Source organism: Nocardia sp. NPDC051832 (genome assembly GCF_040681285.1).
GTDB lineage: Bacteria > Actinomycetota > Actinomycetes > Mycobacteriales > Mycobacteriaceae > Nocardia.
Window position 1 is genome coordinate 71,147 of the sequence record NZ_JBFAYL010000005.1, and the last position, 13,468, is coordinate 84,614.

The following is a 13,468-nucleotide window of genomic DNA, read 5'->3' on the forward strand; positions in this document are numbered from 1 at the left end:
CAGCGGTTGGGACCGCACTGAATGGGCACCGCGGCAGATTGGTAACCGCCACAGCGTTTCGCCGATCAGTGGCGCGGCCCGGACGTCGTGTCTTTGACTGCGAATCGGAGTTATCGCATCGAAGCTGGGGTCGACATGTCGGCACAATCGCGGCGGACCGGCACTGTGCTGCTGGTTGTTTCGCTTCTGCTCGCCTGGGTGGTGACGGGTGCGCGGGCCGATCCGGGCGCTTCGAGAATTGTCGAAATGCGCGACGGGGTGCGCGGGCAGACAGTGCTCGGGGTGTATTCGGCGGCGATGGAACGGACCGTGCGGATGACGTTGTTGCGCGCGGCCGATCCGGCGGAACCGGCGCCGACGCTGTATTTGCTCAACGGGTCGAGCGGGGGATCGGACGGCAATTGGCTCGACCGCACCGATGCCGTCGAGTTCTTCGCGGACAAGCAAGTGAATGTCGTCGTGCTGTTGGACGGTGCGGGCAGCTATTTCACCGATTGGCGGGCGGCGGACCCGATTCTCGGGAAGCAACGCTGGGCGACCTTCCTCACCGAGGAGCTCCCGCCGATCGTGGATCGCGAATTCCGGGGCACGGGGGCGAACGCGATCGCCGGCGTGTCGATGGCGGGCACCTCGGTGTTCCAATTGGCGCTCGCCGCACCGGGTTTCTATCGGGCGATCGGCTCCTATAGCGGGTGCGTCCGCACCAGCGACCCCGCGGGCCAGGCGATCGTGCAGGCTGTGGTGACCACCCAGCGCGGCACCGTCGCCAATATGTGGGGCCCGCCGGGTGATCCGGCATGGCGGGCGCACGACCCCTATCTGCAGGCGGAACGGTTGCGCGGCACCGCGATCTATGTCGCCACCGGGACCGGTCTCCCGGGGCCGAACGAGAATCTCGAGAGAAACCGCGGCGACGTCCTGCACCTGCTCTATCAGTTCATGTTCGGCGCTCCGATGGAGGTGATCGCGAACCTGTGTACCCGGCAGCTCCGGGACCTGTTGCACACCAAGGGGATTCCGGCGACCTTCGATCTGCGGCCCACCGGGACCCACTCCTGGCCCTACTGGCAGGACGATCTGCACAGCTCCTGGCCGATGTTCGCGGCGGCGCTCAAATAGGCTCGAATTCGCGGGTCGGCTCCTCGATCTCGACCGGCCTGCTCGCCCGCGCCGGTCGGCGGGCCGAACCCGGAGCCCACCAGAACAGCCCGCCGAGCAGTCGAATACTGGCCGGCACCAGCAGCATCCGCAGGACAACCGCGTCGATGACCAGCGCGGTCACCATGCCGATCGCGATGTACTGCATCATCACCAGATCCGAGAGCGCGAAGGCGCCGCACACCACGGCCAGGATCAGGGCGGCGGCGGTGATGATCCACCCGGTCCGCGCGATGCCGAGGCGCGTCGCTTCGACGTCGCTCGCACCGCTGGCCCGCGCCTCGTGGATCCGGGCCAGCAGGAACACCTGATAGTCGGTGGACAGGCCGTAGATCACCGAAATGATCAGGACCAGTACGAGAGCCATGATCGGCTGCGGCGTGAAGTCCAGCAGCCCGGCGCCGTGCCCGTCGACGAAGATCCAGGTGAGTACGCCGAGCGTGGCGCCGAGACCGAGCAGGTTGAGCAACCCGGCCTGCAAGGGCAGCACCAGCGAGCGGAAGGCCAGCACCATCAGGGCGGTGGTGAGCAGGAACGCCAGCGCGATCACCCAGGGCATGCGGTCCCGCAGCGCGTCCACGCTGTCGCGCTCGATCGCCGATTGACCGCCGACCAGCGCGGTCGTGCCGCTGGGCAGCGGCATGGCGCGCAGATAGTCGATGGTCCGCTCGGCGTCGTGCGCGTCCTGCAGGACGGTCGAGGTGGTGAAGACGCCCAGCTGTGACGGCGCGTGCAGGGGCGCGGGGAACGGCGCTTTCAGGCCCGGCGCCTGGTTCGCGGTGTCGAGCACCGTGTCCATGTCCGCGTCGGCGCGCGTGATCACCACGAGCTCGACCGGGTTGATCTGGCGCAGCGGGAAGAGCTCGTCGAAATGCTGTTGGGCGGTCCGGGTCGGATGTTCCGGCGGCAGAAAGCGTTCCGAGATGCCGCCGAAGGCGACACCGCGCACCGGCGCGATGAGCAGCACCAGGATCGCCACCACCGGGACCGCGACGGCGATCGGGTGGCGCATGACCCAGCCGGCGATCCGGCCCCACGGATTGTCGCGCTGGTCGGCGTCCGCGCGGCGGGCGTGGAACCGGTTGAACCCCAGCCGGTCCACCCGGCGGCCGAGGACGGCCAGCGCGGCCGGCAGCACGGTGACCGAGACCGCGGCCGCCAGCGCCACCGTCACCATGGCGCCCAGGGCGAACGAGCGCAGAAACCCGTGCGGCAGCAGCAGGAGCGCGCCGGCGGCGGCCACCACGATGGTCGCGGAGAACACCACGGTCCGGCCGGCTGTCGTGACCGTGGCCCGCACGGCGGCCGGCACATCCCGGCCCGCGGCCAGCTCCTCGCGGAATCGGCTCACGATGAACAGCCCGTAGTCGATGGCCAGGCCGAGGCCGATCATCGAAACCACCGGGGAGACGAAGGAATTCACCGCCATGAAGGTGGTCAGGGTACGGACGACGCCCCACGCCGCGAGCACCGTCAGCCCGCCGACCGCCAGCGGGAGCGCCGCGGCGACCGCGCCGCCGAACAGCAGGAACAGCAGCACCGCCACCGCGGGGATGGCGATCAGTTCCATCCGGCGCTGATCGTGGGCCATGGTGTCGTTGAGCGCGAGCGCGACCGGTTGCCCGCCCGCGACCTCCATCTCGACGCCGGGCAGTGCGAGCTCGCCCGCGATCTCGCGGTAGTTGTTCAGGACCGTGGTGTCGTCCGCGCCGCGGACGGCGATCGAGGCGAAGGCGTGATCGCGGGCCGCGGTGCCGAAGATCTCCGGCGCCGCCAAGCCCGTCTCGGTTTCCCAGTAGGCGCCGTTGATCTCGGCGATCTGGCCTGGAAAACGCTGCGGCAGATTGTTCAGGTGCCGCACCACGGTGGCGGCGAAGGCCGGGTCGTCGACGGTGGTCCCGGCGGGAGCATGGAACAGCAGCAGGACGTCGGCGACGTGATCGTTGCCGAACGCGTGGTCCCGCAACCGCGCGGCCCGCGCCGATTCCGAGCCGGGGTCGTCCCAGCCGCTGACGCTGAGGTGCTCGTGCAGGCCGAGGCCGTACATCCCCAGCGCCAGCAGCCCGCCGACCACGACGCCGAGGACGGTGCATCGCCGCCGGACGAGGAGATCGATCCAGCTGAACGCACCGGCCATCGCGGTCTCCCACTCGAGAATTCTGGGCCCGGCGCGGACCGCCGGCCTTCGTAACATAGGAAACCGCAATCGGTTCCGCAGAACCTCATTCGAGGTGTTCGAGATTCCACAATCCGGTCCGGATCGATTTGTGAGGTGTCCCTGAAGCCGCGAAGGCCGCGGCGCCTGCCGTTACTGTGATCAATTGCCAGCCGGCCTTTACACCGGCTTCGGAAAGCATTGCCGCTGAGCAGGTTCCGGCCCGGGAGGACGTCATGTCGGATATCGCAATTGTCGGAATAGGGTGCCGATTCGCGGGCGGGATCGACTCCCCGGATACATTCTGGGAATTCGTCCTGGATAAACGGGACGGAGTCGTGGATATGCCCGGCGATCGCTGGGACTTCCGCCGCTATTACGATCCGGAACCGCGGACACCGGGCCGCAGCTACACCAAGCGCGGCGCCTTCATGACGACCGATCCCTGGCAGTTCGATCCGGACTTCTTCGGCATCTCCCCGCGCGAGGCCACGGTGCTGGACCCGCAGCAGCGGTTGCTGCTGGAGGTCACCTGGGAGGCGCTGGACGACGCGGGTATCGCACGGCACGCGGCCGGCGCGCCGGTCGGCGTCTACGTCGGCGGTTTCGTGGTGGACCAGTCGGTGATCGGCGTGGTCGGCCCGGCGCTGTTCCACACCGACATGCACACACCCGCCAGCGCGTCCTACACCATGCTGTCGAACCGAATCGCATACGCGCTCAACCTGATCGGGCCCGCGATCACCGTCGACACCGCCTGCTCGTCGTCGCTGGTGGCGTTCCACCTGGCCTGCCAGGCGCTGGACAACGGCGACTGCTCGGTGGCGCTGGCCGGCGGGGTCAACGTGATGCTGCAGCCGGAGACCTTCGTGCTGATGTGCAAGGGCGGCTTCCTGGCCGCCGACGGCCGCTGCAAGTCTTTCGACGCGTCGGCGGACGGCTACGGCCGCGGCGAGGGCGCGGGCATGGTGGCGTTGAAGAAGCTCGACGACGCGGTGCGCGACGGCGACCGGATCTACGCGGTGGTCAAGGCGACCGGCGCCAACCAGGACGGGCGCACCACCGCCATCACCGTCCCGAACGCCGATTCCCAGGAGTCGCTGGCCCGCGAGGTCTGCACCCGGGCCGGGCTGGCGCCGGAGGCGATCACCTATGTCGAGGCGCACGGCACCGGCACCCTCGTCGGCGACCCGGTCGAATTGCGGGCGCTCGGAAAGGTTTTCGGGGTCCCGGACAAGCGGACGCGGACGCTGGGCGTCGGCTCGGTGAAATCCACTCTCGGGCACACCGAGGCCGCGGCCGGGGTCGCGAGCGTGATCAAGGCGGCCCTGGCGATCCGGCACCGCACGATTCCGCCGCAGGGCTGGATCGACAAGCCCAACCCGGACATCCCCTTCGACGACCTGGGCTTGCACGTTCAGACCGAGGCCGAGCCCCTGCCCGTGGACGCGCCGCCGATGTCGATCGCGGTGAACGGTTTCGGGTACGGCGGCACCAACGCCCACGCCATCCTGCGCGAATATCGGGCTCCGGTGGCCGAAGCGGCGAGGGAGCCGAAACACTATGGTGTGCTGCCGATTTCAGCACGCAGCACGGGTGCGGCGCGGGCGCTGGCGGGCCGGTTCGCCGAACTGATCACCGCGGGCGCGGAGCCGGAACGGCTGGCCGAGGCCGCGTGGACGCGCCTGGCGCACCACCAGTTCCGCACCGGCGTGCTGCTCGGCGACACCGATGACCTGGTGCACGACCTGCGCGCTTTCGCCGGTGGCGAGGGCCGCGACGCGGTACGCACCCTCGTAGCGCGCACCGCCGAACCGGTGTTCGTGTTCTCCGGCATGGGCCCGCAGTGGTGGGGGATGGGGCGCGAACTACTTTCCGCCGGAGGCGTTTTCGCCGAGACAGCGGAACAGATCGACGTCGAGTTCCGGGCGATCGCTGGCTGGTCGATCATCGAGGAACTACGGAAACCGGAAGCCGAGTCCCGGGTCGCCCGCACCGAAGTCGCGCAGCCGGCCAACTTCCTCGTGCAGGTGGCGCTGGTGCGCGAACTCGCGCAATACGGCATCGCACCGGCGGCCATCGTCGGCCACAGTGTCGGAGAGGTGTCGGCGGCCTACATCAGCGGCATGCTCTCGCTGCGCGATGCCGTTCTGGTGGTCTATCACCGCGCCCGGCTCCAGGCGAGCACCGCCGGTACCGGCGGCATGCTCGCCGTGGGCATGTCCTACGAACAGGCCCTCGAACTCGTCGCCGACGATCCCCGGGTCGATATCGCCGCGATCAACAGCGCCACCTCGCTGACCCTCTCCGGCGATGTCGACCGGCTCGACGAGATCGGCGAAAAGCTCACCGAGGACGGTGTTTTCGCGCGACCGCTGCGCGTCGAGGTGCCGTATCACAGCCGGCTGATGGACCCGATCCTGGACGAGCTGCGCACAGTGCTCGCGACGCTGACGCCCCAGCCGCCGACGATTCCGCTGTATTCCTCGGTCACCGGCGCGGAGGTCACCGGCCCGGAGTGGGACGCGGCCTATTGGGCGGCCAACGTGCGCGAGCCCGTCCGCTTCGCCGACGCCGTCACCGCGCTGATCGCCCAGCACCGGGTCTTCCTCGAGATCGGGCCGCACCCGGTGCTGTCCGGCAATATTCGCGAGACGCTGCTGGGCGCGGACGTCAACGGCACCACGGTGGCGACGCTGGACCGCAAGCAGCCGGACGCGGACAGCCTGCGGCGCACCCTGATCGGTCTCTACGGCGCGGGCGTGCTCGACCTCGACACCTTGTTCCCCGCCGACCGGCCCGCCACGCCGCACGTGCCGCTGCCGCGCTACCCGTGGCAGCGGACCCGGCTGCACTCGGCGCTGCCGCTGTTCGAACAGGCCCGGCTGGGCAGCCCCGGCAGCTACGCCATGCTCGGCGATCCGGATGTCGAGGGGCGACCGGATTGGCTGCTGCAAGTCGGCACCGAACTGCTGCCGTGGCTGGCCGATCATGTGGTCAACGGCGTCAAGATCATGCCCGGGGCGGCGTACCTGGACGCGGCCCTGAGCGCCACCGCGAAGCGGCTCGGGGTCGAACGCGTTGCGCTGGAACAGGTCCGGTTCGTGGCGCCGCTGATCATGGGCGCGCCGGACGTGCCGCTGGTCGCGTTGACCGTGGAGGAGGCCAGCGGCCGCTTCCTGATCCGCTCGCGCTCGGCCACCGGCACCGCCTGGACTCTGCACGCCTCCGGTCGCATGCTGACCGGCAGCCATCGGCAGACCCGGGTGGAAGTCCCCGAGATCGAGGTGGGCGTCGATATCGACCCGAAACTGTTCTACAGCGGTCTGGCGGCGGCGGGGCTGCGCTACGGCCCGGCCTTCCAGCGGGTGCGCTCCGCGCGGGTCGGGACCGACACGGTGACCGCGTCCGTGGACGGCAGCATCGCCGCGGACTCGGGCCATTTCGCGCACCCGGCGGTCGTCGACGCCGCCATGCAGACCGCGGCGCTGCTGTTCGCCGAATCCCGGGTGGACGAGGGCACGCTGGTTCCGGTCGGTGTCGCCGCCGTGCGGGTGGTCGCGCCGCTGCCCGAGCGGATCACCGTCGTCGCCCGGCGCGATCCCGGCGCGCGGCTGCGGGCCGACGTGGATCTGCTCGATGACGACCACAACCTCGTGATGCGGTTGAGCGGCTTGCAGATCGGCGCGCTCACGCCGGGCCAGGATCCGCTGCGCCGGATGGCGGATTTCTTCTATCTGGAGACCATGCAGGCTCGCGATCCGCTGGATCCCACGGCGCTGCCGCAGGATTCGGTCAGCACGGTCGTGGTCGCGCTCGGCGCCGGCACCCGGGCGCAGGCGCTGGCCGCGGCCATCCCGCACGCGCGGCTGCACCATGCCGGTCTGCCCGGCGACGAGCCGGAGAGCGGTTTGGTCGAGACGCTGCGCGCGGCGCGGGCCGAGGGCGCCGACCGGCTGCACGTCGTCCTGGTCGCCGGCGCCGGGGCGGACGACCTCGCCGAGCTGTGGACGCTGAAGCGAGTCGCGGTCGCGGTCAACGCTTTCGCCTATCCGGAGCACACCGAGCAGGCGGCGCAGCGCTTCGACGACGGGCAGTGCCACGTCACCCTGGTGACCGAGCACGCGTTCGCGATCCCGGACGACCCCGCGCCCGCCAACCCGGAGCAGGCGGCGCTCGCGGGCGCGCACCGCGTCCTGCTCAACGAGCAGACCGCACTGCGCTGGCGACTGATCGACGTGGCCGCCGAGACCGAGACAGCCGACCTGATCACCGAACTCGCTGTCCCCGGGGCCTTCTGGAGCGACAACACCGACGAGGTGGCGCTGCGCCGCGGCACCCGCTGGACGCCGCTGCTGACCAAGCCGCTGCCGGATCGGCTGGAGGCGCTGGACACCGCGGCGCCGCTGACCGACGAGCAGGCCAATTTCGCGCTGGAGCTGCCGCGCAGCCGCGTCCTGTCGGCGCTGGCCTGGCGGCAGTGCCCGCGCGTCGAACCGGGCCCGGGGCAGCTCGAGGTCCGGATGAAGGTCATCGGCCTGAACTACAAGGATCCGCTGAAGGTCATCGGCTTGCTCGGCGAACGCGAGCTCGCCCCGACCTACTTCGGGACCGCGCCGGGCATGGAAGGCGTCGGCGAGGTCGTGCGGGTCGGCCCGGGGGTCACCGATCTCGCGCCGGGCGACCTGGTGGCGGTGGCGGCCAAGGGGATGATGCGGCGCTACGTGGTGGCCGAACGGGCCCGGGCCATCCTGCTGCCCCCGGACGTGGATCCTGGATATTGCACCAGCACAATCGCTTTCGGCACCGCCGAATACGCGCTGCTCGATCTGGCGCGGCTGGAACCGGGGGAGACCGTGCTCATCCACGGCGCCGCGGGCGGCGTCGGCACCGCCGCGATCCAGGTCGCCAAGGATCGCGGGGCGCGCATCATCGGCACCGCCGGTACCGAGGAACGCCGGGCCCACGTGCTGGAACTGGGCGCCGATCACGCGCTCGACTCGCGCTCGCTGAACTTCGTCGACGACGTGCTCGCCCTGACCGAGGGCAAAGGCGCGCAGGTCGTGCTGAGCAGCGCACCGGGGGAGATCCTGCGCCAGAACTTCAACGCCCTGGCCGAATTCGGCCGGATCGTCGAGGTCGGCAAGGCCGACATCTACACCGGCGGCCTGCTGGAGCTGGCCAATTTCGACAAGAACGTCTCCTACTTCTCGATGGATCTGGACCGCCTGGTCGCGGCCGATTCGCACCGGCTGATCGCCCTGCTGCAACGGGTCTACGAGAAGGTGCTCGCCGGGACGTATACGCCGCTGTCCTACCGGCTGTTCGAGACCGGCGAAGTGGCCACCGCGTTCGAGGAGACCATCCGCTCGACCGGGTTGCACCGCATCGCGCTGCGCATGGACGCACCGGAACCGGCGGTGCGTCCGCACCTGCCGCAGGTCGAGATCGACCCGGCGGCAACCTATTTGGTCACGGGTGGTTTCGGCGGCTTCGGTATGGCGCTGGGGCGCTGGCTCACCTTGCGCGGGGCGCGGCGATTGGTGCTGGTCGGCCGGAGCGGCGCGCGGACCGAGGAGGCGCGGCGGCAGCTCGAGGTGTGGGCGGCGGCCGGGGTGGAGGTGATCCAGGAACAGGCCGATGTCACCGACGCCGGGGCGATCGCCGCGGTCCTCGGCCGGGCGCACAGCGACGGCCATCCGTTGCGCGGGGTGTTCCACGCGGCGGGCGCGGTCGCCGACAATCGCTTGGACGCCATGACATTTCCGGAGCTCGACCTGGTTTACCGGCCCAAGGTGCACGGCGCCCGGGTGCTGCACGAGGCGGTGGCCGCGGCCGGAATCCGGCTGGACATGTTCGTGCTGTGCTCCTCCGGCGGCTCCATGTACGGCATCTACGGCCAATACAACTACTGCGCCGCCAACCTCGCCGTGGAGACCATGGCGCAGGAATGGGCGAAGGCGGGGGAGCGGGCGCTGTGCGTCGGCTGGGGACACCTGTCCGGTGCGACCGGCGGCATGGCCGCCGACGAGACCGCGGTGAAATACCTCGATCTGGTCGGCTTCGACCCGATCGACATGGCCGACGCGACCGCGTACCTGGAACAGACACTGCGCCTGGGCATTTCGCGGGCCGGCATCATCCCGACCGACTGGGCGAAGCTGACCGGCACCTTCCCGCAGCTGACGCGCACCGGACGCACGATCGCCCTCGCGCAGGTCTCCGCCAAGGACACCTCCGAACTGGCCCGGTTGCGGGCCGAAGTGGCCGCGATCGAGGAGGGCAAGCGGGGCGCCTTCGTGGCCCGCAAGATGGCCGAGGAACTGGCCGTGGTGATGGGCGTCCCGGTCGAATCCATCGACATGACCGTTCCGGTGCCCGAGCTCGGACTGGATTCGCTGATGGCCGTGGAACTCGGCGCCCGGGTCACCAAAACCCTCGGCATCGACTTGATGTCGATGCAGATGGGCCGATCCTTCAGCTTGGAGCAGGCCGGGCCGAAGGTGGCCGAGTTGATTCTGGCGGCGGAATCGGCCAAGGGGCAGCCGCTTCCGGCCGCGAAGGCCGAAGCGGCGGTGCCGGTAGGAGCTCCAGCGTGAACCGCGGTAGCGGGAAAGAGTGTGCAGCATGGTCGATTTCGGCCTGATCGAGGAATGGGCCCCGGCGCCCGGCCGGCTGACCAGCTGGGCGGCGACACCGGAATCGGCGGCGCGGGCCCGCCGGGCGCCCGTGCACCCGGCCCCGCCCTCGCACCAGCAGGAGCAGTATCTGCGGCTGGCGGCGCAGCACGCCGCGGCGGAGTTCCGGTATTCCGGGCTGTGCTTGGTCACCGCCGAGCTTCCGACCGGCGACCTGGACCGGGACGCGATGACCCGGGCGATCAACGCCTTCCTGTTGCGGCACGACACCTTCCGGACCTGGTTCCGGATCGGAACCGGTGGCGCGCTCGAACGGCACCTGGTCCCCGCCGCGGACGTCGATTTCGCGCCGATCGACGGGGGCTGGGTCGATGACCCGCGCGCGGTCCGCGACCATGTGCAGAAGACCACGCCGGGCCCCTTCGACTGGGATTGCTTCACCTTCGGGGTGATCGAACGCGAGGCTTCCAGCACGCTCTACCTCGCGGTCGATCACCTGCACACCGATGGGTTCGGGCAGTACCTGTCCGGCTTCGATCTCGCGCTGCTCTACGCACGCGAGGTGTGGGCCGAGACGCCCGACCTGCTCGGCCCCGCGGCCAGCTATCTCGACTACTGCACGGCCGAGCGGGCCTATACCGGGCAGATGTCGCTCACCTCGCCCGGTGTACAGAAATGGCTGGAGCTGATCCGCGGCAATGGGGGCAGCCTGCCCGCGTTCCCCCTGGAGCTGGGGCGGCGCGCCGATGTCTACAATCGCAGCGCCCATCGCACGGTGACGCTGTTCGACGAAGCCGCCGCCGATCGCTTCGAGCGGCGCTGCCGCGCGCACGGGGCGGAATTCGTCGGCGGTATCTTCGCCGCGGCGGCGCTGGCCGAAAACGACCTCGTCGACAGCGATTACTACTTCGGCATGACTCCGGTGACCACCCGCGGCACCGCCGCCGAGCGCGCCTCGGTGGGCTGGTACGTGACGTTGCTGCCGGTGGCGTTCCCCTTGGGCCTGAGCCGGTCCTTCGACCGTGTCGTGAAAGTCGCCCAGCATGCCTACGAGAACGGGCTGCGGCTGACCGCTACCTCGTTCCAACGGGTGGTCGAGTTGCTGCCCGCCGATTCCGACCTGGACCTGAGCCCGGGCTGGTCCTGCCCGATGATGTCCTACGTCGATGCCCGGGAGTTGCTGGGCAACGAGTTCTTCGATGTGGCGTCGTGCGGGCTCTACGCCAATCGCGCCGCGTCCGAGCATGTTCTGATCTGGATCAACCGGCTCGCGACCGGGACGACGCTGAGCGTGATCTACCCCGACACCCCCGTGGCGCACAGTTCCGTCGAGCGCTACATCACGCGGCTCCAATCGGTTTTCGCGGCCGCCGCACGGGAGGAAAATGTATGAGTGACACCATCTTTCGTGATCCCGGGATCTCTGACGGGGAGAAGGCAGTGTACGTCTGCGGCCTGGCGGACCAGCCGCCCAGCTTCGATCTGGTCAGCGAGATCCACCACGACAGCGAGGGTTACCGGTCGATCATCCAGGCGAGCCCTAGCGCCGGCAGCTTCGCGATCACCGTGGAGCAGGTGTTCCAGCGCCTGGACGGCCGGCTCCGAGCCGCCAGCTATCGCGCCGAAACGGTCTCCGGCGGCACGGTGGTGAGTCGCGAGGAAGCGGCCTTTCTCGGCACGCGGCACCTCCAGATCGGCGGCGGGCTGGCCCCCTTCTCGGTCGACATCATGCCGCTGGCGGGCGCCTTGACCCTGTTGCGCGGACTGGATTTCACCGAGGGCGCCACCGCCGAGATGGACCTGTGGCTGGCCTTCTCGGTGCACCTTCCGCTGAGTGCGCGGGTCGAGCAGCGCGTTCCGGTCGAGGTCCCGGCCGGCGTGATCGACTGCTGGCAACTCCGACTGCGGCCCCGGCTCGCCGGGCTGAACCCCATGTTCGAGAAGATCCTCGGCGGATTCCTCCCGCCCGCGGTCGTCCACATCGAAGCCGCCCCGCCGCACCGGACTGTCCGAGTCGGCTTTCCGACCGGCCCGCTGCCCGGCGATCCCCGGGGCTGGCTGGAACTGGTGACCTAGCTGTAACTCCCCCACCTGGGGGAGGCTGAAATAGGTCCCGAGGCCGACGCCAGTAGGGCCTGATCTTCCTTAGCGTCGAAAGCCCTTGCCGCGCCACGCCTTCAGGAGCTGCTGTGCTTTCCGCCCTCATGTCCGCTGCCCGAACACCGGAATTGCGGCGGAAGGCGCTGTGGTCGCTCGGGCTGCTGGGGTTGTTCCGGCTGGGCGCGGCGCTGCCGTCGCCCGGCGTGGACTTCGCGGCCGTGCGCAGCTGTATCGAGCTGAATATGGGCGGCGCTTCCGGCGGCATCTACCAGCTGATCGACCTCTTGTCCGGGGGCTCGATGCTGCAATTATCGGTTTTCGCGGTGGGCATCATGCCCTACATCACCGCGAGCATCATCACGCAACTGCTGACCGTGGTGATCCCGCGCTTCGAGGACTTGCGGCGGGAAGGTCAAGCGGGGCAGGCGAAGATCACGCAATACACCCGGTATCTGGCGATGGCGCTGGCCTTGCTGCAAGCCTCGACGCTGGTCGCGCTGGCCGCGCGGGGACAGCTCCTGCGCGGATGTCCCGAAGGCATTCTCGCCGACAGCTCGCTGTTCGCGATGATCACCACCGTGCTCGTGATGACCGCGGGCGCCGCCCTGGTGATGTGGTTCGGTGAGCTGATCACCGAGCGCGGTGTCGGCAACGGGATGTCGCTGCTCATTCTGGCCGGCATCGCCGCGCAGATTCCCAGCCAGGGCACCTCGATTCTGGAGAGCCGGGGCGGGCTCGTCTTCGCCGGAGTCTGTCTCGCGATCGCCGCGATGATCGTCGGCGTGGTCTTCATCGAGCAGGGTCAGCGCCGGATTCCGGTGCAGTACGCCAAGCGCGTGGTGGGACGCAAGATGTACGGGGGTTCCTCGACGTACCTGCCGCTGAAGGTGAATCAGGCCGGTGTCATTCCGGTCATCTTCGCCTCGTCGCTGCTGTATCTGCCGACGCTGCTGGTGCAGTTCACCCAGGGGAGCGCGGGCATGGTCAGCGAGTTCGTCCAGAAGTACCTGGCGAACCCGAATCACCCGGTTCATCTGACCGGCTATTTCGCCCTGATCGTCTTCTTCTCCTACTTCTATGTCGCGATCACGGTCAATCCACAGGAACGTGCGGAGGAGATGAAGAAGTTCGGCGGTTTCCTCCCCGGCTATCGGCCCGGCAAGCCGACGGCCGATCATCTGGGCTACATACTCAACCGGCTCACGCTGCCCGGATCGTTCTATCTCGGCGCGGTGGTCGTGCTGCCGAATGTGGTTCTGGGCTTCGGCGATTCCGGCTCGGCGGCCGGGCTGGCCTTCGGCGGGACCTCCGCGCTGATCATGGTGAGCGTCGCGCTGGACACGGTCAAACAGCTCGAAAGCCAAGTGCTGAACCGGAATTACCAGGGATTTCTGCGATGAACCCACGTCGGCCCCTG

General features: G+C 69.3%; 6 protein-coding genes. 5 read left to right on the top strand and 1 reads right to left on the bottom strand.

Annotated elements, in window-relative coordinates; genetic code table 11:
• Positions 1–135 precede the first annotated feature (135 nt).
• The gene (locus AB0M14_RS29945; RefSeq protein WP_365000711.1) at positions 136–1,119 is read left to right on the top strand and encodes an alpha/beta hydrolase family protein; all 984 of its coding nucleotides are present in this window, start codon (positions 136–138) and stop codon (positions 1,117–1,119) included.
• Here the strand turns inward: AB0M14_RS29945 and AB0M14_RS29950 are convergent.
• Positions 1,112–3,295 (bottom strand): MMPL family transporter, encoded by a 2,184-nt coding sequence (locus tag AB0M14_RS29950; RefSeq protein WP_365000714.1) that lies wholly within the window; start codon positions 3,293–3,295, stop codon positions 1,112–1,114. The two genes, AB0M14_RS29945 and AB0M14_RS29950, sit on opposite strands and share 8 nt — an antisense overlap.
• A gap of 254 nt (positions 3,296–3,549) precedes the next feature.
• Between AB0M14_RS29950 and AB0M14_RS29955 the strand changes: the two genes are divergently transcribed.
• The 4 genes from AB0M14_RS29955 to secY all read left to right on the top strand — a co-directional run bounded on the left by AB0M14_RS29955 (position 3,550) and on the right by secY (position 13,451).
• Positions 3,550–9,912 carry an SDR family NAD(P)-dependent oxidoreductase gene (locus AB0M14_RS29955; protein ID WP_365000717.1) on the top strand — a complete coding sequence of 2,121 codons (6,363 nt, stop codon included), beginning with the start codon at positions 3,550–3,552 and terminating at the stop codon, positions 9,910–9,912.
• 28 nt (positions 9,913–9,940) lie between these two features.
• The gene (locus AB0M14_RS29960) at positions 9,941–11,344 is read left to right on the top strand and encodes a condensation domain-containing protein (RefSeq protein WP_365000719.1); all 1,404 of its coding nucleotides are present in this window, start codon (positions 9,941–9,943) and stop codon (positions 11,342–11,344) included.
• Entirely contained in the window at positions 11,341–12,027 is a 687-nt protein-coding gene (locus tag AB0M14_RS29965) for a hypothetical protein (RefSeq protein ID WP_365000722.1), read from the top strand. Before AB0M14_RS29960 ends, AB0M14_RS29965 begins: the two co-directional genes overlap by 4 nt.
• A gap of 113 nt (positions 12,028–12,140) precedes the next feature.
• Positions 12,141–13,451, top strand: coding sequence for a preprotein translocase subunit SecY (gene secY / locus AB0M14_RS29970; protein WP_365000724.1), 1,311 nt, complete (start codon positions 12,141–12,143; stop codon positions 13,449–13,451).
• The last annotated feature ends 17 nt before the right edge of the window (positions 13,452–13,468 follow it).